18 protein-coding genes are annotated in these 19,889 nt (G+C 72.5%); 10 read left to right on the top strand and 8 right to left on the bottom strand.

Annotated elements, in window-relative coordinates:
- Positions 1-51: 51 nt before the first annotated feature.
- Entirely contained in the window at positions 52-2,304 is a 2,253-nt protein-coding gene (locus tag LCN96_RS27565) for an ATP-binding cassette domain-containing protein (RefSeq protein ID WP_225275791.1), read from the top strand.
- A 1,037-nt stretch (positions 2,305-3,341) separates the two neighbouring features.
- Here the strand turns inward: LCN96_RS27565 and LCN96_RS56685 are convergent.
- Complete coding sequence (locus LCN96_RS56685; protein ID WP_263657525.1) at positions 3,342-4,205, bottom strand: MerR family transcriptional regulator; 864 nt, start codon at positions 4,203-4,205, stop codon at positions 3,342-3,344.
- Between the two features lie 82 nt (positions 4,206-4,287).
- On the opposite strand from LCN96_RS56685, the gene LCN96_RS27545 reads away from it, so the two are divergent.
- From LCN96_RS27545 to LCN96_RS27535, 3 genes are read left to right on the top strand one after another with little or no spacing between them, the layout of a single operon-like run.
- Entirely contained in the window at positions 4,288-5,049 is a 762-nt protein-coding gene (locus LCN96_RS27545; RefSeq protein ID WP_225275790.1) for a MerR family transcriptional regulator, read from the top strand.
- A gap of 51 nt (positions 5,050-5,100) precedes the next feature.
- Positions 5,101-5,415 (top strand): ArsR/SmtB family transcription factor, encoded by a 315-nt coding sequence (locus LCN96_RS27540; protein ID WP_225275789.1) that lies wholly within the window; start codon positions 5,101-5,103, stop codon positions 5,413-5,415.
- The gene (locus LCN96_RS27535; protein WP_225275788.1) at positions 5,412-6,206 is read left to right on the top strand and encodes an SRPBCC domain-containing protein; all 795 of its coding nucleotides are present in this window, start codon (positions 5,412-5,414) and stop codon (positions 6,204-6,206) included. Before LCN96_RS27540 ends, LCN96_RS27535 begins: the two co-directional genes overlap by 4 nt.
- A gap of 66 nt (positions 6,207-6,272) precedes the next feature.
- Here the strand turns inward: LCN96_RS27535 and LCN96_RS56680 are convergent, their stop codons facing one another.
- The 4 genes from LCN96_RS56680 to LCN96_RS27510 all read right to left on the bottom strand — a co-directional run bounded on the left by LCN96_RS56680 (position 6,273) and on the right by LCN96_RS27510 (position 11,175).
- Positions 6,273-7,259, bottom strand: coding sequence for a DUF4037 domain-containing protein (locus LCN96_RS56680; RefSeq protein WP_263657524.1), 987 nt, complete (start codon positions 7,257-7,259; stop codon positions 6,273-6,275).
- 164 nt (positions 7,260-7,423) lie between these two features.
- Complete coding sequence (locus LCN96_RS27520) at positions 7,424-8,518, bottom strand: DUF2267 domain-containing protein (protein ID WP_225275787.1); 1,095 nt, start codon at positions 8,516-8,518, stop codon at positions 7,424-7,426.
- Between the two features lie 237 nt (positions 8,519-8,755).
- Positions 8,756-9,805: a cytochrome d ubiquinol oxidase subunit II gene (locus tag LCN96_RS27515; RefSeq protein ID WP_225275786.1), complete on the bottom strand. Its 1,050-nt coding sequence runs from the start codon at positions 9,803-9,805 to the stop codon at positions 8,756-8,758.
- Complete coding sequence (locus LCN96_RS27510; protein WP_225275785.1) at positions 9,802-11,175, bottom strand: cytochrome ubiquinol oxidase subunit I; 1,374 nt, start codon at positions 11,173-11,175, stop codon at positions 9,802-9,804. Before LCN96_RS27510 ends, LCN96_RS27515 begins: the two co-directional genes overlap by 4 nt.
- Positions 11,176-11,546: 371 nt before the next feature.
- Between LCN96_RS27510 and LCN96_RS27505 the strand changes: the two genes are divergently transcribed.
- Positions 11,547-12,452: an SRPBCC family protein gene (locus LCN96_RS27505; RefSeq protein WP_225275784.1), complete on the top strand. Its 906-nt coding sequence runs from the start codon at positions 11,547-11,549 to the stop codon at positions 12,450-12,452.
- Positions 12,449-13,618: a zinc-dependent alcohol dehydrogenase gene (locus LCN96_RS27500; RefSeq protein ID WP_225275783.1), complete on the top strand. Its 1,170-nt coding sequence runs from the start codon at positions 12,449-12,451 to the stop codon at positions 13,616-13,618. Before LCN96_RS27505 ends, LCN96_RS27500 begins: the two co-directional genes overlap by 4 nt.
- Positions 13,619-13,902: 284 nt before the next feature.
- Here LCN96_RS27500 and LCN96_RS27495 read toward each other — a convergent pair whose 3' ends face one another.
- Genes LCN96_RS27495 through purB form a run of 3 tightly spaced genes read right to left on the bottom strand, consistent with a single transcriptional unit; the run spans position 13,903 to position 16,086 of the window.
- Positions 13,903-14,463: a GNAT family N-acetyltransferase gene (locus tag LCN96_RS27495; RefSeq protein WP_225275782.1), complete on the bottom strand. Its 561-nt coding sequence runs from the start codon at positions 14,461-14,463 to the stop codon at positions 13,903-13,905.
- The gene (locus LCN96_RS27490) at positions 14,444-14,659 is read right to left on the bottom strand and encodes a hypothetical protein (RefSeq protein ID WP_225275781.1); all 216 of its coding nucleotides are present in this window, start codon (positions 14,657-14,659) and stop codon (positions 14,444-14,446) included. Before LCN96_RS27490 ends, LCN96_RS27495 begins: the two co-directional genes overlap by 20 nt.
- On the bottom strand, positions 14,656-16,086 hold the full coding sequence (gene purB, locus LCN96_RS27485) for an adenylosuccinate lyase (protein ID WP_225275780.1): 1,431 nt from the start codon (positions 16,084-16,086) through the stop codon (positions 14,656-14,658). The genes LCN96_RS27490 and purB overlap by 4 nt, the downstream gene beginning before the upstream one ends.
- Positions 16,087-16,812: 726 nt before the next feature.
- Here purB and LCN96_RS56675 point away from each other — a divergent pair.
- The 4 genes from LCN96_RS56675 (at position 16,813) to LCN96_RS27470 (ending at position 19,820) form a co-directional block, all read left to right on the top strand.
- Positions 16,813-16,941 carry a hypothetical protein gene (locus tag LCN96_RS56675; protein ID WP_263657523.1) on the top strand — a complete coding sequence of 43 codons (129 nt, stop codon included), beginning with the start codon at positions 16,813-16,815 and terminating at the stop codon, positions 16,939-16,941.
- Positions 16,942-17,050: 109 nt separating this feature from the next.
- Positions 17,051-18,256 carry a tryptophan synthase subunit beta gene (trpB, locus tag LCN96_RS27480; RefSeq protein WP_225275779.1) on the top strand — a complete coding sequence of 402 codons (1,206 nt, stop codon included), beginning with the start codon at positions 17,051-17,053 and terminating at the stop codon, positions 18,254-18,256.
- A complete protein-coding gene (trpA, locus tag LCN96_RS27475) occupies positions 18,253-19,068 on the top strand; it encodes a tryptophan synthase subunit alpha (protein WP_225275778.1) in 816 nt (271 codons plus the stop codon). Before trpB ends, trpA begins: the two co-directional genes overlap by 4 nt.
- Complete coding sequence (locus tag LCN96_RS27470; protein WP_225275777.1) at positions 19,065-19,820, top strand: GntR family transcriptional regulator; 756 nt, start codon at positions 19,065-19,067, stop codon at positions 19,818-19,820. Before trpA ends, LCN96_RS27470 begins: the two co-directional genes overlap by 4 nt.
- Positions 19,821-19,889 lie beyond the last annotated feature (69 nt).

Genomic DNA, 19,889 nt, shown 5'->3' with positions numbered 1-19,889 from the left:
CGGGCCGGCGGACCGTACGCTGTGCCGTACACCATACGGTAGCGTGGCGGCATGGACGACAGCATCGTGATCACCGGCGCGCGCGTCAACAACCTCCGCAACGTCTCCCTGCGCATCCCCAAGAACGGTCTCGTCGTCTTCACCGGCGTGTCCGGCTCCGGCAAGTCCTCCATCGTCTTCGACACCGTCGCCGCCGAAGCACAACGCCAGCTCAACGAGACCTACACCGCCTTCATCCGCAACCGCCTGCCCTCCCACGACAAACCCGACGTGGAAGCCATCGACCACCTCACCGCCACCATCGTCGTCGACCAGAAGCCCGTCGGCGGCAACGCCCGCTCCACCGTCGGCACCATGACCGACATCATGCCGATCCTGCGCGTGCTGTTCTCCCGCTACGGCACCCCCAGCGCCGGCTACTCCTTCGCCTACTCCTTCAACGACCCCACCGGCATGTGCCCCGGCTGCGACGGCCTCGGCCGCGCCGTCCGGCTCGACCCCGACGCCCTCATCGACGACGAACGCTCCCTCGACGACGGCGCCATCCGCTTCCCCCTGTTCGGCGTCGGCACCTGGCAATGGCAGATCTACGCCCGCTCCGGCACCTTCGACCCCGCCACACCCATCCGCGACTACACCCCCGAACAACGACGGCTGCTCCTGCACGGCAGCGGCTTCACCGTCGACGTCCACGGCAAGAACGGCACCCTCAACAAGGTCGACTACGAAGGCGTCGCCGACCGCTTCACCCGCCTCTACCTCAACCGCGACACCTCCACCCTGTCCGAACGCACCCGCCGCGCCGTCCAGGACCTCATCACCGAAGGCGTGTGCCCCCGATGCCACGGCGCCCGGCTCAACGCCGCCGCACTGGCCACCAGGATCGGCCCCCACTCCATCGCCGACCACGCCGCCATGGAGATCACCGACCTCATCACCGTCCTGACCGGCCTCGCCAACCCCGTCGCCGACACCGCCGCACGGGCACTGCGCCGCCTGGACGACATCGGGCTCGGCTACCTCACCCTGGACCGCGAGACCTCCACCGTCTCCGGCGGCGAGGCCCAGCGACTCAAGACCGTCCGCCACCTCGGCTCCGCCCTGACCGGCATGACCTACGTCTTCGACGAACCCAGCGCCGGCCTGCACCCCAGCGACGTCGGCCGCCTCAACCGGCTCCTGCTGGCCCTGCGCGACAAGGGCAACACCGTCCTGGTCGTCGAGCACGACCCCGACGTCATCGCCGTCGCCGACCACGTCATCGACCTCGGCCCCGGCGCCGGCGTCCACGGCGGCCACGTCGTCTTCACCGGCACCGTCGAAGCCCTCACCGCCTCCGGCACCCGCACCGGCCAAGCCCTGCGCCACCGCACCCCGCTCAAGACCCGCCCCCGCCGCCCCACCGGGCGGCTCACCATCACCCCCGCCACCCTGCACAACCTGCACGACATCACCGCCGGCATCCCCACCGGCGTGCTCACCTGCGTCACCGGCGTCGCCGGATCCGGCAAATCCACCCTGATCACCCGCATCCTGCCCGCCCAGCACCCCGGCGTCATCGTCGTCGACCAGGCCGCCCCCGCCACCTCCGCCCGCTCCAGCCCCGCCTCCTACCTCGGCGTCCTGGACGCCATCCGCCGCCTGTTCGCCCGCGCCACCGGCGCCCCCGCCGCCCTGTTCAGCCACAACTCCGACGGCGCCTGCCCCCGCTGCGAAGGACGCGGCCTCATCCACACCGACCTCGCCTTCATGGACCCCGTCACCACGGTGTGCGAGATGTGCGGCGGCACCCGCTACCGGCCCGAGGCGCTCACCCACCGGCTGCGCGGCCACACCATCGCCGACGTGCTCGCCCTGACCGCCGAGCAGGCCACCGCCTTCTTCACCGAGCCCGCCGTGGCCGGCCGCGTCCGCACCCTGCTGGACGTCGGGCTCGGCTACCTCACCCTCGGCCAGCCCACCAGCACCCTGTCAGGAGGGGAGCTGCAGCGCATGAAACTCGCCGGCGAGCTGTCCAGGACCGGCGCCGTCTACGTCCTGGACGAACCCACCACCGGCCTGCACCTGTCCGACGTCGACACCCTCGTCGCGCTGCTGGACCGGCTCGTGGACGGCGGCAACACCGTCATCGTCATCGAGCACCACCTCGACGTCGTCAAACGCGCCGACTGGGTGATCGACCTCGGCCCCGGCGGCGGCAAGCACGGCGGCCGCATCCTGTTCCAGGGGCCGCCCGGAGACCTGCCCGGCGCGCCCGGATCCATCACCGGCGCCCATCTGAAGGCCGCGCTCGCCGGCGCGTGAAAGATCTGTGACCGGCGCGGGCGTACGTGCCCGCGCCCGAACTCCTCCGCCCCCCGGTTCACCAGGGGCCGGGTAATAACCGATGCTCCAGCGCGGCGGCCGGCTCGCACCGCCGCCGATGCCGCGCCCGCACGCGGCGCTCCACCGCCACGGCCGTCCCGTCGCCGCGCGCACGCCGCCGTACCGGCCCTGCCTGCACCGCCACCAGCGCGCCTGCCCCGCCGCTCCGCGAGAGCGCCGTCGCGCCCCCGCCGCACGATTCTGCCGCCGCGTCTTCGCCCCGTGCGGCTGCCGTCGCGCCGCCGCTGCCTGCGGCGGCCGCCACCGCGCCCGTCGCGCCGCTCCGCGAGACCGGACGTCCGGCATCCGCTAATAACCCGTAAGTCCCGCACGCGGGACGCCGCGCTGTCCGCACCGCCGGCCGCACCCGTGTCGCCGCCGACCCCACCGGCCGCCCCATCGGCCGCGAGCACGGACCTCCCCTTGGACGTCCCGCCGGCCCCCGGCCCGCGCCCGGCACCGGCCAGGCACGGTCACGCCCGGAAGGCAGCCGCGCGTCCGCACACATCGGCCCGCCCGGGCGGCGCCACCGCCCGCCACCCAGCGCCCGCCCAGCACCCGGGACACGCCCGGCACCCGGCGCTCGCCCGGCAGCCGTCCCACTTCCTAACATGCGCCGCAACTCCAGTCGATCAGCGCCCCCGGCGTCCGGCGCCGGAGCGACACACCCCGACACCCCGCACCGAGCAGGCGGAAACAGTCATCCACCCCCACCACGAACCCCGGACGCCCGCGACCGACCGGCCCCCTCAAGCCGGCGCCCCGCAACACGCCCCGCCCGCCGCACCGGCGGGACACGGGACGCACGGGCCGTCGCCGCTGCCATGGATCCGTGGCGGCACGGGCCACGCAGGTCACCCACGCTCCCGGGCCGTCGCCCCCAGATTATGTCCCGCCCGCCCCGCAGGGCGGCCAGGTCACCAAGCCACAGCAAGTTTTGACCCGCCCATGGCACGCCACCACCCCACCCTTGACCCTCACCCCGCCTGCGGCTCCTCCTCCAGGCAGACCATCACCTTCGTCACCAGCTCCTCCGGCGCCGTCACCGCCGGATCCGACACGTACACCTCCCGCAACGGCCCCCGCACCCCATGCCGCCGCTCCGCACACCATGCCAGCACCGCATGCGCGGTCAGCGAGATCTGGTCGTAGGGCCCCACATGCGTCGCCGACGCGAACACCCCGCCCGGCAGCGTCCGCACCTCCACCCCCGCACCCGCCGACCGGCCCTCCCGCAGCACCAGAGCCACCGCCACGTCCACCACCTCACCCAGATCCACCGGGAACAACCCCACCAGCCGCACCGGCCCCCCGTCCGCCACACCCCCGCCCACACCCCCGCCCACACCCCCGCCCGCAACACCACCCGCCACGCCGCCCGCCATGAGGCGCGCCACCGCCGCCGACGTCGCCCGCCCGATGTCCTCCGTCCCCGCCGCCCGCTCCCGCACCACCGCCACCCGCACCGCAGGCTGCGGCACCAGCCGCACCGGCGCCGACGGCAACCCCCGCGCCATCACCCGCTCCAGCGCCGCCAGCGTCCGCCGCCGCCGCGCCAGCTCCACCTCCAGCGCGTCCCGCACCCCCGCCAGCACCCGCCCCGCCTCCCCCGGCGAACCCGCCAGCACCTCACCCACCACCGGCAGCGGCACGTCCAGCGACCGCAGCAACCCGATCGACAACGCCACCCGCGCCTGCGACGCCCGGTAATACCGGTAACCCGTGTCCGCGTCCACATACGCCGGCCGCAACAACCCCAGCTCGTCGTAACGCCGCAACTGCTTCACACTCAACCGCCCCAGCCGGGCGAACTGCCCGATCGGCAGCAACTCCTCATCCATGCCCCCCAGCATGACCCCCTTCCGCACCCCGCCGATCCCACCGGCTTGACCCTCACCCCACGTCACCCTGCAAGGTGGACCCATGAGCTTCTCCGTGGGACAGGTCGCCAGGCTCGCCGACATCACCGTCCGCACCCTGCACCACTACGACGAGATCGGGCTGCTCACCCCCGGCGAGCGCACCCGCACCGGCTACCGCCGCTACACCGACGACGACCTCGTCCGCCTGCAGCAGATCCTCCTCTACCGCGAGCTCGGCTTCCCCCTCGACGAGATCGCCGTCATCCTCGACGAGCCCCACACCGACGAGCTCACCCACCTGCGCCGCCAGCACGAGCTGCTCACCCGCAAGGCCCGCCGCCTCCAGGAGGTCATCGCCGCCGTCGAACGCGCCATCAACGCCCGCAACAGCGGCATCACCCTCACCCCCGAAGAACGCTTCGAGATCTTCGGCGACCACCGCCCCGAAGACCACGACGCCGAAGCCGAACGCCGCTGGGGCCACACCGACGCCTACGCCCAGAGCCGCCGCCGCGTCGCCACCTACACCAAAGCCGACTGGCTCCAGCTCAAAGCCGAAGCCGCCACCATCACCGGCGACCTCATCGCCGCCTGCAAAGCCGGCCTGCCCGCCGACGGCACCCCCGCCATGGACCTCGCCGAACGCCACCGCGGCCACATCACCCGCTGGTTCTACGACTGCCCCCACGACCTGCACCGCTGCCTCGGTGACCTGTACGTCCAAGACCCCCGCTTCACCGCCACCTTCGACGGCCTCCTGCCCGGCCTGGCCACCTACCTCCGCCACGCCATCCACGCCAACGCCCGCCGCCACACTCCCTGACCCCACTACATACCCTTGCAGGCATATAACCAGACCGGTATATTCGCAGCCATGCCCTTCGACGTCCTCGCCGAACCCGCACGACGCCACATCCTCGACCTCCTCCTCCAACGCCCCCACCAGGTCAGCGAGCTCACCCACCACCTCGGCCTCACCCAGCCCGGCACCAGCAAACACCTGCGCATCCTCCGCCAAGCAGGCCTCGTCACCGTCCGCAAGGACGCCCAACGCCGCTGGTACGAACTCCGCCCCGCCCCCCTCGCCGAAATCGACGCCTGGCTCACCCCCTACCGCCGGCTCTGGAACACCGCACTCGACCACCTCGAACACCACCTCGACACCATGGAAGACGACCCCACCCCATGAACGAAACGCTCACCCTCCACCCCGACGGCCGCACCACCCTCACCCTCCAGCGCCGCCTCCCCCACCCACCCGACAAGGTCTGGCGCGCCATCACCCGCCCCGAACACCTCGCCGCCTGGTTCCCCGCCGACGTCACCATCGACGGCGACCGCATCTCCTACGGCTTCGGCCCCGACGGCCACATCACCGACAACGACCCACCCCGCACCTTCGCCCACACCTGGGGCGACGACGAACTGCGCTGGCACCTCACCCCCGACGGCGACGGCACCCTGCTCACCTTCACCCACACCTTCACCGACCGCCACGGCGCCGCCAGCTTCGCCGCCGGCTGGCACACCTGCATCCAAGCCCTCGCCGCCCACCTCGACCAGCGCCTCAGCCACCTGCCCACCGACCCCGACCCCGCCCACAGCGCCCGCCTCCACGAGGACTACATCGCCATCCTCGGCCTGCCCTCCACCACCCTCGACGGCGACACCGTCCGCGTCGAACGCCAGCTCACCCGCCCCGCCGAAGACGTCTGGCAGCACCTGAACGGCCCCGACGCCACCCCCGGCACCCCGCCACCGGCCCCCTTCACCGTCCCCGGCCTCCAGCCCGGGCCCGTCACACGCACCGACACCGCGAAACTCCTGGAGTACGACACCCCCGCCGGCCACGTCCGCTGGGAGCTCACCCAGGGCACCGGCCAGGGACCGCGCCTCATCGTCACCTGCACCGGCGCCCCCGAGACAGCAGACGCCTGGCGCATCCGCGTCGAAGACCTCGCCGCGTCCCTCATCGCCTGATGGGTTTTCTGTAAGGAAGAACCGAGGGTTCTGCCCAAACCCTCGGCCTTTACGCTGTAGATCACATCAGGCGGTCAGGCCCAGCGCCGCGGCCGTCACCGCCCGCGCCCGCCCCGGCGCCACCAGCAGATCCGTCGAATCCGACAACTGATCCACACACCCCGTCACCGGCAACCCCCTGATCACCGGATCCGACACCGACGCCATCAGCGCCGCCACGAACCGCCCCGCCCCGATCACCTCGAACGGCCGGTCGAAGAACCCCCGCACCCCCTCATCCAGCCGCTCCGCCAGCGCCATCCGGTTCTGCAACGCCGCCACCCGCCCGTACGCCGCCGACAGGCCCTGCTGCCGCTCCCGCCACGAACGCGCAGCCACCGCCGCCCCCAGCGACTCCCCCAGCTCCGCCGACCCCGGCAGCCGCGCCAGCGCGCTGCCCAGCCACTTGCCGTACGGCGGATAACGCCGCCGCAGCAGCAACGCCAGCCGCATCACCTCCCGCGCCAGCCGCGCCCCCAGCACGGCCGAGCCCAGCTCGTCACCCACCTCCCCGCACCGGCCGACGAACGGCTCCTCCTGGCAGATCCGCTGCCACTGACACGCCAGCACGTAGCGCCACACATCCTGCGGATACCAGCGCAACGCCGCCCGCGCCGCCTCCAGCCCCCGCTCCCCCAGCCCGTCGAAGAACACCTCTCCCCCGGTCACCTCCGCCAGGCGCTGCCACGGCGCCGACAACCAGTCCAGCAACGACACCCCGTCCCGCGGATCGAACCCGAGCCGCCCCACCAGCCACCCGTGCAGATCCGTCACCGTCACCCCGGGACGCACCCGCTCGTGATAGGCGAACACCGTCGGGAACCCGCCGAACCGCTCCGGCAGCCCCGCCACCACCTTCTCCTCCACCTCGGCCACCCGCTCCGCCGCCACGAACAGCAGCACCCGCGGCCCCCAGTCATGGTCCGTCGAACGCGCCGTGTCGAACTCCAGCACCTCCGACCCCGGCCCCACCAACGCGGCACTGTGCGCGACTCCCGACACCAGCGGCGCCACGACCTCACCGTAGAAGGCCCGCGACAGCTCAATACCAGGTACAAAATTGGACATCACTCCGCCAACTGTGCACGAGCGCCGCCGGAACCTCACCCCAATTAACGCCGCGCCAGGCCGCGCAGCCACACGCTCCGGCTCAGGCCGGCGCCTTCCCGGGGCGGCGGCTATGTGTCCTGCTCGTCCCGCCGGCCGCCGGGTTCGGGATGGTAGCCGTAGGCGGCGGCCCGCACCGTGTCCTCGTCCTCCAGCCCGGAGCCGATCGTGCCGCCGACGGTGGCCAGCGAGCTGATGATCCAGGCCAGGGTCAGATAGTCGCTCAGACCGACCGGCCGCTGCAGGTTTCGTTCCAGCACGGAGGTGTCGATCAGCAGCGCCGCGACGAGTGCCGTTCCGGCGAACAGCACCAGATAGGACACCGCGGCGGCCAGGGTGAGGGTGAGGATCGTGCCCACGTTGAACAGCCGGGCCAGCTCAGGCGGTGTCTGCCGGCCCGGTTTCTCCCACAGGTCGTGCGCGACGATCAGCCAGGTCACCAGCGCGGCCAGCCCGAGAAGCATGATCACGGTGAGGCGGAGCCCGCCGAGCGCGTCACCCATCTCCCAGATGGTGTTGGTGGTGAGCGCGAACGCGGCCGTGGCGAAGGCGCCGGCCAGGAGTTTGGACAGGCCCAGCAGGGCGCGCCCCGGGCGGTTGGCCCGGATCATTCCGGTCAGCAGCCGCAGCCGGCCGGCCAGCCGCGAGGCGAGGTAGCCCCGTTCCCCGGCACCGGCCTGGCCGGCCACCCGGTCAATGGCGGCGACCTGGCCGGCCAGGTCGGCCGGCGGCACCCGCTCCCCGGAAGCGTCGCTGAGCAGCCGGCCCACGAGACCCGGGACGGCCGTGCGGAGCGCTGTCAGCTGGCGCAGCCCCAGCGCGGGCAGGGAGACCGCCGCGACGCGGCGCCGGGCGGACGTATGCGCGACCAGCGGCACCCGCTCGGTGTGCAGCGGCAGGTCGGTCAGGCAGATCGCGACATCCCACCGGGCGTCGGCCCGCCGCCGGGCGAGATCGTCCAGCAGCGCCTCGACGCCGCCGTCGCGGCGCGGCGCCACGTCACCCCAGCCGGCCCGGACGCTCCACCGCACCTCCGGGTCCACCCGCTCGGCCAGCCGGTCGGCCAGCTCGGCGGCGAGCCGCGCGACCACCTGCGCCGGATAGTCCGGCGGGGTCGCCACGAGTCCGACGACGATCTCCGGCCGCTGCGGCTCACTGATGGCCATGGCGCTCCTCGCCGGTAGCCGGACGGAATCCGGAGCCGACCACCCACAGTCGCGGGCTCCATGTGTCTTGTATCGGATCATGCTCTTATGGCCGTCGGGCAAACCGGCCACGCGCCTCGACGTCACTGGTGGATCGCGACGGTCGGGACAGAGAGCTGAGCTCGGAAAGACGGGTTGTCGGTTGATCGCGTGCACGTCTGGTCCCCAGCCGGAGTTCTTGTGGTGGCACCCGTCTGGTCAGCCGTGTCCGTTCTGCCGCGACGAAGGTCTGGCGCGGTTCGGGCTTTTCGGCTCGATAGAGGCTTTCTGAAACAGTGTGTACAGGTAGACCAGGGCCGGGATGAGGATCACCGCGCCCGCGGACAGCGCGATGAGCAGGGCGAGCAGCGTGGCGCGGCCGGCGGCGGCCTGCTCGATGGTCAGTGAGGGCAGCAGCAGGTACGGGTACTGGGCCACTGCCCAGCCCACCAGGATGGCGATGACGGCCAGCGCCGAGGCGATCCGGGCGGCGACGTACCGTCGGGTTAGCAGCAGGCCGAAGGCGGTGAGCCCGGCGGCCACCGACACCAGCACCACCGGCAGGCCGCGACCGGTCAGCCCCTCGAACAGCAGGGGCGCGTCCGCCCGCAGCACCGCGATCCCGATCAGTCCCACCGCGCCGGTGACGACGGCGGCCGCCAGGGCGCGGCGGCGGAACGCGCCTGCCAGGTCGTGCTCACCGTCACGGCGGGCATCCCCGCACAGGAACACCGCGGCCAGGTAGGCGCAGACCAGCACGGCCAAGGCGCCGCCCAGCAGTGAGGTCGGGTTGACCCAGCTCCGCACGACGTCGCCCGGCCCGATGCTCGGCGGCACCCGGCCGGAGGCCACCCCGCCGACGACCGTGCCGAGGAAGAACGGCGTGAGCAGCGACGACAGCGCGAACGCGGCGCCGAAGAAGCGGCGCATCCCCAGTGCCTCGACGCTCTTGCGGTAGGCGAACGCCGCGCCGCGGGCGATGATCCCGAACGCGGCGAGGGTGAGCGGGATGTACAGGGTGGTGACGGAGGCGGCGAACCCCCTGGAGAATCCGGTCCACAACACCACCAGCACGAAGATCAACCAGACGTGATTGGCCTCCCACACCGGCCCGATCGAGCGTTCGATCCGATCGCGGACGGCGTGTCCCCCTTCGGTGCCGCCCGCCAGCAGGTCCCAGATGCCGCCACCGAAGTCGGCGCCGCCGAACAAGGCGTAGGCGATCAGGCCGGCGAACGCCGCTCCCAGCACCGTCTCGGCGAGCGTCACAGCACCTGTCCCTGCTCGTGCGCCTGTCCCCGCTCCTGCGGTGCCAGGGTGTCGCGGCCGCGTGCCAGCCTGCGCAGCACCACCACCGTGAACACGGTCAGCACGGTGTAGACGACGACCACCGCCGCCAGCCCCCAGGCGAGCCCGTCGGCGGGGCTGACCGCGTCCTCGGTGCGCATGAGGCCGTAGACGATCCACGGCTGCCGGCCCACCTCCGTGGTGATCCATCCAGCCGCCATCGCCACCACCGCCGCGACCCCGGACACGGCGACGGCGCGCAGGAACCAGACGGTGTGCGGCAGCCGCCGTCGCCGCCACCACGCCAGCCCGAACCACAGGGCCAGCCCCAGCAGCCCGGTGCCGATGACGACCATGGTGTTGTAAGCCAGGTGCACGACGTTGACCGGTGGCCGCTGGTCGGCGGGCACCTCTTCCAGACCGGGCACCACACCGTCCGGATCGTGGTGGATCAGCAGCGACAACCCGTACGGGATCTCCAAGGCGTACCGGAGCTCGTCGTCGGCGTAGATGCCGCCGAGCGACAGAGCGGCCCCTGCGGTCGTCCTGTACTGGCCCTCCATCGCGGCCAGCTTGGCGGGCTGGTTGTCGGCGACGGTGTTGGCTATCCAGTCGCCCACGCCGATCTGCACCGGGGTGATGACGGCGGCGACGGTGAGCGGGATGAGCAGCCCCATCCGGTGGTGGCGATCACGCCGCCCCCGCAGCATCGCGACCGCGTACACCGAGGCGACCAGGAACCCGGTGACCACGAACGCGGCCAGCCACATGTGGGTGAACTGCGGCCACGTGGACGGCCCGAACATCGCCGCCCACGGCCTGGCGTCCACCACGTTCCCCTGGGCGTCCAGGCGGAACCCGGTCGGGTTGTTCATCCAGGCGTTGGCCGACACGACGAAGAACGCGCCCGCGATCCCGGCGGCGACCATCGGCAGCGCGCTGAGCATGTGCGCCCGCGGCGACAGGCGGTCCCAGCCGAACAGGTAGACCCCGACGAAGATCGCCTCTATGAAGAAGGCGAAGCCCTCCAGCACGAACGGGAAACCGAACACCTCGCCGTAGCGGTCCATCAGCCTCGGCCACAGGATGCCCATCTCGAAGGACAGCAACGTTCCCGACACCGCGCCGGCCGCGAACAGCACGCCCATCGCCTTGGCCCACGTGTGCGCCAGCCCGGTCAGCGCCGCTTCGCCGCGCCGATGGCCCAGCCACTCGGTGAACACCACGATGGCGGGGAAGGCGATGCCGAAGCAGGCGAAGATGATGTGCCAGCCCAAGGTGAGTGCCATCTGGGTACGCGCGAACAGCAGATTCTCGACGCCGTCGGCTACGACGAGCTGAAGCGCATTCATACGTCTCCTCGATCGGCCTGGGATCCACGTCGCCGTTCGATGGTCCGTACCCGTTGTCGAGAGCTTGGATCCATCCGGCCCGGTCTGCCGGAGGCCCGGTCTGCCGGACGACCATCGTGTGGTCGCACGACCACCAGTGCCTGTCCGGGCGCCGTCGCACACCCCGCCTGGCGATATCCGGTCGTCAGCAGTCCGGCGCGGGAGGTGAAACCCGTCGTGGACGGCCATCCAGGCGACGTGCACCTTTCGTGCCCGAATCGCCTGGTGTCATCGGTTTGGTCAGGGGCAAGGGACGGAGGACGCGGGGGCGCCGGCAGACCAGGGGCCGCCTGCGGCGAACGCACCTACCACCGCAACCTGCGTTAGGACGCATGATGACCGACAGACTCGCCCGTGCGCTCGGGTGGACCAGCCTCGCGCTGGGCGCGGCGCAACTGGCGGCCCCACGGGCCGTGACCCGCCTGTGCGGCCTCGACGACGCGCCCGGGGCCACGACCGTCGCCAGGCTCGTCGGCGCGCGCGAGCTCCTGCACGCCGCGCTGCTGCTCGGCGCCAGGAACCCCGCCCCATGGGCGTGGACCAGGATCGCCGGCGACGCGATGGACCTCACCGTCCTCGGCAGGGCCGCCGCCGGCCGCACCGGCGCCCGCCGCGCCCGCGCGCTGGCCGCGCTCGGCGCGGTCGCCGGGATCACCGCCCTGGACGCCGCCTGCGCCCGGCAGGGCACCGCCAAGGCCAAGGGCCCGTTGCAGGTACGCGCCACCATCACCGTCAACAAGCGGCGCGAGGAGGTCTACCGCTTCTGGCGCGAGCTGGAGAACCTGCCCACGTTCATGGTCCACCTGGACGCGGTGCGCACCATCGACCAGCGCCGCTCCCGCTGGAAGGCCAAGGGCCCGATCGCCGCCCTGGAATGGGAGGCCGAGATCATCGACGAGCGAGCCGGCGACCTGATCGCCTGGCAGTCCGTGCCCGGCACCGGCATCGCCACCGCCGGCCTGGTCGGCTTCACCGACGGCCCCGGCGGGCGCGGCACCGTCGTGGACGTCTCGCTGGAGTACGGCACGCCCGGCCGCAAGCTCGCCGCCGCCGTCGCCCGCATGTTCGGCGAGCACCCCGAGCAGCAGCTCCGCGACGACCTGCGCCGCTTCAAGCAGGTCATGGAGACCGGCGAGGTGGTCCGCTCCGAAGCCAGCCCCGAGGGCCACCGCGCCCTGCGCCAGCTCCGCCAGCGTCCCGCACAACCGACCGCACAACCGACCGGAGGACGGGCATGAAGGCCAACGTGTGGGCGGGCCGCAACCGCCTGGAGATCCAGGACGTCCCGGACCCGCGGATCCTCAACGCCCGCGACGCGATCGTCCGCGTCACCTCCACCGCGATCTGCGGCTCCGACCTGCACCTCGTGGACGGCTACATCCCGACCGTCAAGAAGGGCGACGTCCTCGGCCACGAGTTCATGGGCGAGGTCGTCGAGCTCGGCCCCGGCGTGCGCAACCTGCACATCGGCGACCGCGTCGTGGTACCGTTCCCGATCGCCTGCGGCGCCTGCTTCGCCTGCCAGGACGGCCTGTACTCGCTGTGCGAGAACTCCAACCCCAACGCCGGCATGGCCGAGAAGCTGATGGGCCACGCGCCCGCCGGCATCTTCGGCTACTCCCACATGCTGGGCGGCTTCCCCGGCGGGCAGGCCGAATACGTGCGCGTCCCGTTCGCCGACGTCGGCCCCATCAAGATCGAGGACGACCTGCCCGACGAGAAGGTGCTGTTCCTGTCCGACATCTTCCCCACCGGCTTCATGGGCGCGGAGATGTGCGACATCAAGCCGGGCCAGACCATCGCCATCTGGGGCGCGGGGCCCGTCGGGCAGTTCGCCGCGGCCAGCGCGTTCCTGCTCGGCGCCGACCGGGTCATCGTCATCGACCGCTTCCCGTACCGGCTGCGGCGGGTCCAGCGCACCGGGGCCGAGGTCCTCAACTACGAGGAGGTCGACGTACTGGAAGCACTGCGCGACATGACCGGCGGGCGCGGCCCCGACGCCTGCATCGACGCCGTCGGCATGGAGGCCCACCACCCGACCCCGGCCATGTACGCCTACGACCGCGCCAAGCAGGCCACCCGGATGGAGACCGAACGGCCCTACGTGCTACGCGAGGCCATCATGGCCTGCCGCAACGGCGGCGTCGTCTCCGTCATCGGCGTCTACGGCGGATTCGTCGACAAGTTCCCGATGGGCACCGTCATGAACCGGTCCCTGACCATCCGCACCGGCCAATGCCACGTGCAACGCTACACCGAGCCGCTGCTGCAGCGGATCCGCGCGGGCGAGATCGACCCGAGCTTCGTCATCTCACACCGCATGCCGCTCAGCAAGGCGCCGCACGCGTTCGAGCTGTTCAAAAACAAGCAGGACGAATGCAACAAGGTGGTCCTCATTCCATGACACCCGCCTTCGCGGCCCAGAGCCGGCTCGACCCGATTCCCGCGGTCGTCCGCCGCTTCGCCGAAGTGGCGGAGCGGCACGCGCGGCAATCACCCGATCGGACAGCCCCGGAACGAGGTCCGGCTCCCGCGCACCCGGGGGGCGATGAACGACGCCACCTCTTCCTCAGCGGCCGAGAACCCGCGCTCGCCAAGCATGGCCGTACAACTTCGCCACCGAGACGAAGCGCCGCTTGTCCCGCGCTCCCCTTCGCCTGACGGGAGACCCTGAGCCACCTGCGAGCCTCACGCCACGTAGGTGGCCAGCACCCGCCTGCGCCGGTACCCGATCCGCTCATACACCCGGATCGCCGCCCCGTTGTGATCGTCCACCATGAGCGCCGCCCGCCCATGAGCCGCCACCAGCTCCCGCGACACCCACCCGCACACCACCCCGGCCAGCCCCCGCCCCCGCCACGCCGCCCGCGTGGCGACCCCCGCCACCAGCCCCACCGACGGCGCCGACCACGCATCCGCCGCCACCGCCGCCAGCACCCCGTCCACCCGCACACCCGCCCACCGGCGCACCCCGGCCGAGCCGGGCACCGCGTAGGAGTGCGGCGCGTCCGCCGCCAGCAACCGCGCCACCTCCCCGGCCGCGCCCCCGTCCAGCCACGCGACCTCCTCACCGCCCGGCCACTCCACCCCCGCAGCCGGCACCGCAGCCGGCACCGCGCCGGACAGGCTCATCCAGGAGAACTCCGCGGCCTCCCGCACCCCGTCCACCTTCGCCGCCACCCGCCGCATCAGCTCCACCTCACCCAGCGGCCGGTACGTCGCCCCCAGCTCACCCAGCGCATGCCGCACCAGCGCCACCGCGCTCGACGCCCCCCCACACGGCTAACCGGTCATGCCGCGACACCGCCGCGCTGGCGGCCACCACCGCCTCGCCCAGCGCCCACGCCCGGCTGCCCCCCGACAGGTCCTGGGCCGCCCACACCACCAGATCGTCGTCCCCGCACGCGGCCCGCACCTCCTCCAGGGAACGCAGCCGCCTGATCACAAGATCGCGCCGGGACGGTACGCCGCCGCCTCCGGATACGCCGCCACGATCTCGCCCACCTGCCGCGAAACCGCCTCCACCTGGTCGGCCGCCGCCCCGGTGAACGACACCCGATCCTCCAGCAACGCCTCCAGCCCCGCACGGTCCAGCGGGAACCGCTCATCGGCGGCCAGCAGATCCAGCAGCTCGTTGGCCGCCCCGCGCGAACGCATCGCCAGCGCCGCCGCCACCGCGTGCTCCTTGATCAGCTCATGCGCCTGCTCACGGCCCACCCCCGCCCGCACCGCCGCCATCAGCATCTTGGTCGTCGCCAGGAACGGCAGATACCGGCCCAGCTCGGCACCGATCACCGCAGGGAACGCGCCGAACTCGTCCAGCACCGTCAGCATCGTCTCCACCAGCCCGTCGAAGGCGAAGAACGCGTCCGGCAGCGCCACCCGGCGCACCACCGAGCACGACACGTCACCCTCGTTCCACTGGTCGCCCGCCAGCTCGCCCACCATCGAGGCATAACCGCGCAACACCACGGCCAGGCCGTTCACCCGCTCGCAGGAGCGGGTGTTCATCTTGTGCGGCATCGCCGAGGAGCCCACCTGCCCCTCCTTGAACCCCTCGGTCACCAGCTCGTGCCCGGCCATCAGCCGGATCGTCCTGGCCAGCGACGACGGCGCCGCCGCCAGCTGCACCAGCGCCGTCACCACCTCGAAGTCCAGCGACCGCGGATACACCTGCCCCACACTGGTGAAGCGCTGCTCGAACCCCAGGTGCGCGGCCACCCGCCCCTCCAGCTCGGCCAGCTTGCCGCGATCGCCGCCCAGCAGGTCGAGCATGTCCTGCGCGGTGCCGACCGGGCCCTTGATGCCCCGCAGCGGATACCGCGCGATCAGCTCCTCCAGCCGCCGGTAGGCCACCAGCAGCTCATCGGCCGCCGTCGCGAACCGCTTGCCCAGCGTCGTGGCCTGCGCGGCCACGTTGTGCGAGCGGCCCGCCATCACCGTGGCCGCGTGCTCCTGCGCCAGCGTCGACAGCCGGGCCAGCAGCGCCACCACCCGGCCGCGCACCAGCAGCAGGCTGTCGCGCACCTGCAACTGCTCGACGTTCTCGGTCAGATCGCGCGAGGTCATGCCCTTGTGCACCTGCTCGTGCCCGGCCAGCGCGTTGAACTCCTCGATGCGGGCCTTCACGTCGTGCCTGGTGACCCGCTCACGCGCCGCGATCGACTCCAGATCGACGCGCTCGACCACCTTCTCGTAGTCGGCGATCGCCCCCTCGGGCACCGCGATCCCCAGCTCGGCTTGCGCCCGCAGCACCGCCAGCCACAACCGCCGCTCGGCGATGATCTTGTATTCGGGCGACCACAGGCGCGCCAGCTCCGCCGAGGCGTAGCGGCCGGCCAGGACATTGGGGATACGCGGCTTGGAAGTCACGTTCGACAAGTGTATGCACATCGCTCCCACCGGCCGACGCCTTCCCCTGTCGTTGCGGGTTGTCTTTGTAGTACGGAGTCAGGTTGTCTGCTGACCCTCCGCCTTTACAATGTAGATTTCTATATCCGAGTCAGGGGATGGTGTACGCCCGTCAGCCGCTCCGACCCCGCTACAGGCGTTCCTGCCTGCCGGCGTCATGAGAGCGGACGCTGGAGGCCATCCGCACCGGATGGCCGCACCGGATGGCCACGTGCGGGCGGCGTGCCCGTTGGACTCCCCTCCCCTCGCCCACAGATCCACCGCCGCCCGCACCGTCCCCCCGCGGGGTCCTGCACAATTCAGCCGGTCCGCAGCCCGGCGCGCGCCCCGGCAAGAAGCGCAGGAGCGGGGCGGAAGTCCCGGTTGAAGTCGCTACGCGCCATGCCGGGATGCGCGGCCAGGGCGGCGGTGTCCACGCCTGCCGCCGCTACAACGTCGCCTCCAGCCCGTTCGCGATGAGCATGCGTTCCGTCATGCCGTAGGTGCCGGCGTTGTTGAGAGCAGGTCGATGGACGGGTGCGCGGCGCCGCCATTTTCGGGACCAAGGAAGATCTCTCTGCGGCGACCGAGAGGCGCTCGGCGCTGGTTTCTGACCAAACCCCACGTCTTTACAACGTAGATCAACCTTTCCGCCGGGATCAAGGATTCCGCAAGGGCACGGCAATCCCACCCGCCTACGCTCGCGCCATGATGAACATCGGCGTTGCCGAACTCCTCATCCTCGGCGTCCTGTTCCTGCTCCTCCTTCTCCTCCTCCTCGCAGTCGGCGCGGCGGTGTTCGTCGCCGTGCGGCGCGCGAACCGCCCCCGCGACTAGGACAACACCCCCACCCCCGCCCGACGGGCGCTGGCGCGCCCAGGCCCTCCCATGCCACACTCACTGTTATAGAACTCTCTCCAGAGTTATAGAACGATGGGAGCATGGCATGCGAAGCGTGTTGTCCCGGCAGGAGCCGGCCCCGCCGGAGGAGACCATGGGCGAACCCCGGGCGCGCGGACGATTCGGCGAGTACGGCGGAAGGTACGCCCCGGAGTCCCTCGTCGAGGCGTGCCGCGAGGTGGAGGAGGCGTTCCGGCAGGCCTGGGCCGATCCGGGCTTCCGCAACACCCTGGCGGACCTGCTCGCCGTCCACGCCGGGCGGCCCACCCCGCTCACCCCGGCCAGGCGGCTGTCGCAGGCGCTGGGCGTGCGGCTCTACCTCAAGCGCGAGGACCTCACCCACACCGGCTCCCATAAGATCAACAACGTGCTGGGGCAGGCGCTGCTGGCCACCCGGATGGGACGGCGCAGGCTGATCGCCGAGACCGGCGCGGGCCAGCACGGCGTGGCCACCGCGACCGCCGCCGCGCTGCTCGGGCTGCGCGCCACGGTGTTCATGGGCGAGCGCGACATGGAGCGGCAGGCGCTGAACGTGTTCCGGATGCGCATGCTGGGCGCCGAGGTGGTCCCGGTCACCGCGGGCAGCCGTACCCTCAAGGACGCCACCAGCGAGGCCATGCGGCACTGGGTGGGCGTCACCGGCGAGGCCCACTACTGCGTCGGCTCGGTCGTCGGGCCGGATCCGTACCCGTGGATGGTCAGGGAGTTCCAGCGGGTCATCGGCGACGAGGCGCGCGCGCAGTTCGCCGCCGAGGTGCGCACCGGGGTGCCGGACCACGTGGTCGCGTGCGTGGGCGGCGGCTCCAACGCGGCCGGCACGTTCGCCGGGTTCGCCGACACCGCGGCGCGCCTGTTCGGGGTGGAGGCGGAGGGCGGCGCCGGGGCGGGCCGGGGCCGGCTCGGCGTCCTGCACGGCTGCCGCTCGCTGTTCCTGCAGGACGACGACGGTCAGATCACCGAGGCGCACTCCATCGCCGCCGGGCTGGACTACCCCGGGGTCGGCCCCGAGCACGCCCACCTGCGCGACCTGGGCCGCGCCCGCTACGTCACGGTCGGCGACGAGGAGGCGATCGGCGCGGCCGTACGGCTGGCGCGCACCGAGGGCATCGTCCCGGCGCTCGAATCCGCGCACGCCCTGGCCTGGGTGATCCGCGCCGCGGGCAGCGGCGAGCTGGCGGCCGGATCGACGGTGCTGATGACGTTGTCCGGACGGGGCGACAAGGACGTCTCGACCCTGAAGGAGCTGCTGTGACGAACCCCACCCTGGCCGCGGGCGCCGTCGAGCGCCACCTGCGGGCCCGCCGCGACGCCGGCCGCGGCCTGCTCATGCCGTACGTCACCGGGGGCGTCACCCCCGGCTGGACGGATCACCTGCGGGCCTTCGCCGCCGCCGGCGCGGACGCGATCGAGGTCGGCCTGCCCTTCTCCGACCCCACCCTCGACGGCCTCACCATCCAGCAAGCCAGCCAGACGGCGCTGGCGCGGGGCGCGAGCACCCGCCGGATCCTCGCCGACCTCGCCGGGACCGGCGACCTGGGGGTGCCGCTGGTCGTCAGCACCTACTACAACCTGGTGCTGCACGACGGCCCTGAGGCGTTCTGCGCCGCGCTGAGCCGGGCCGGCGTCGGCGGGCTGATCGTGCCGGACCTGCCGGTGCACGAGGCCGGCGAGCTGACGGACGTGGCCGCCGCCGCCGGCGTGGAGGTGGCCCTGCTCGCCTCGCCGTCCACGCCGCAGGCGCGGCTGGCGCGGATCGCCGAGCGCAGCCGGGGCTTCGTCTACGCGGTGTCGGTCATGGGCACCACCGGCGAGCGGGCCGGCCTGGCCGCATCGGCGGCGGAGCTCGCCGGGCGGGTCAGGGACGTCACCGACCGGCCGCTCTTGCTAGGATTCGGCATCTCCAGCCCGGAGCAGGCCCGCGAAGCCCGCCGGCACGCCGACGGCGTGGTGGTCGGCGCCGCGGTCATGCGGCGGGTGCTCGACGGAGCCGGCCCCGACGACCTGCGGGCCTTCCTCCTGACCCTGCGGCAAGCCCTCGACCAGGAGTGTGACCGACCACGATGACCCCCGACGCCGGGCACGAGGCGAGATACCGCGCCATCGCCGCCGACCTCGCCGCGAAGATCCGGTCGGGACACTACGCCCCCGGCGACGCCCTGCCGCCGCAACGCGAGCTGAGCGCCGCCTACGGGGTGACCCTCATGACGCTGCGCCAGGCACTGCGGGAGCTGAGCGACGAGCGGCTGATCGTGCAGCGGCCCGGCAAGGGCACGTTCGTCGCGCCGCCGCACCTGGCCTACCAGCTCGACTCGCTCCGCAGCCTGGCCGACGACCTGCGCAAGCAGGGCCACGACGTGCGTACCTCGGTGGCCGGGCGGGCGATGCGCCGGGTGCCCGCGCGGATCGCCGCGCAACTGCGGCTGCGTCCCGCTGAGACGGCGCTGCGGCTGGAGCGGGTCCGCGAGTTCGCCGGGCGTCCCGCCGTCCACCAGGTGTCCTGGGTGCGGCGGCCGGTGGCCGAGCAGATCCGCGAGCGGGACTTCACCGCCGTGTCCCTCTACACCGCGCTCGCCGATGCGGGTGTGGCGGTCGCGCGGGCCTCGGAGGTGGTCCGGCCCGGCCTGCTCGACGCCACGGGCGCCCGTCACCTGCATGAGCCGCAGGGCAGCGCGGTGCTCGTCAGCAGCCGCGTCACCTACACCCTGGACGGCACGCCGGTGGTGGCGGACCAGGCGACGATCCTGGGCAGCATGATGGAGATCCGTACCGAGCGGGCCGCCGGCGGGCTGTCTCTCACGTGGGGTGCGACCAGCTGAGGTGCCGCGCCTGCCCGGCGACCCCGCCGTGCTGCTGGACGGGTGCGCCGACCGTTTGGTCGGAGAACG

The organism is Nonomuraea gerenzanensis (assembly GCF_020215645.1).
Classification (GTDB): domain Bacteria; phylum Actinomycetota; class Actinomycetes; order Streptosporangiales; family Streptosporangiaceae; genus Nonomuraea; species Nonomuraea gerenzanensis.
This window is presented reverse-complemented; position numbering and strand designations above follow the sequence as displayed.

Bases quoted from the DNA above. Each gene is read 5' to 3' on its own strand.
- LCN96_RS27565 (WP_225275791.1), top strand. From the start codon at position 52: ATGGACGACAGCATCGTGATCACCGGCGCGCGCGTCAACAACCTCCGC.
- LCN96_RS56685 (WP_263657525.1), bottom strand. From the start codon at position 4,205: ATGGATGAGGAGTTGCTGCCGATCGGGCAGTTCGCCCGGCTGGGGCGG.
- LCN96_RS27545 (WP_225275790.1), top strand. From the start codon at position 4,288: ATGAGCTTCTCCGTGGGACAGGTCGCCAGGCTCGCCGACATCACCGTC.
- LCN96_RS27540 (WP_225275789.1), top strand. From the start codon at position 5,101: ATGCCCTTCGACGTCCTCGCCGAACCCGCACGACGCCACATCCTCGAC.
- LCN96_RS27535 (WP_225275788.1), top strand. From the start codon at position 5,412: ATGAACGAAACGCTCACCCTCCACCCCGACGGCCGCACCACCCTCACC.
- LCN96_RS27520 (WP_225275787.1), bottom strand. From the start codon at position 8,518: ATGGCCATCAGTGAGCCGCAGCGGCCGGAGATCGTCGTCGGACTCGTG.
- LCN96_RS27510 (WP_225275785.1), bottom strand. From the start codon at position 11,175: ATGAATGCGCTTCAGCTCGTCGTAGCCGACGGCGTCGAGAATCTGCTG.
- LCN96_RS27505 (WP_225275784.1), top strand. From the start codon at position 11,547: ATGATGACCGACAGACTCGCCCGTGCGCTCGGGTGGACCAGCCTCGCG.
- LCN96_RS27500 (WP_225275783.1), top strand. From the start codon at position 12,449: ATGAAGGCCAACGTGTGGGCGGGCCGCAACCGCCTGGAGATCCAGGAC.
- LCN96_RS56675 (WP_263657523.1), top strand. From the start codon at position 16,813: ATGATGAACATCGGCGTTGCCGAACTCCTCATCCTCGGCGTCCTGTTC.
- trpB (WP_225275779.1), top strand. From the start codon at position 17,051: ATGCGAAGCGTGTTGTCCCGGCAGGAGCCGGCCCCGCCGGAGGAGACC.
- LCN96_RS27470 (WP_225275777.1), top strand. From the start codon at position 19,065: ATGACCCCCGACGCCGGGCACGAGGCGAGATACCGCGCCATCGCCGCC.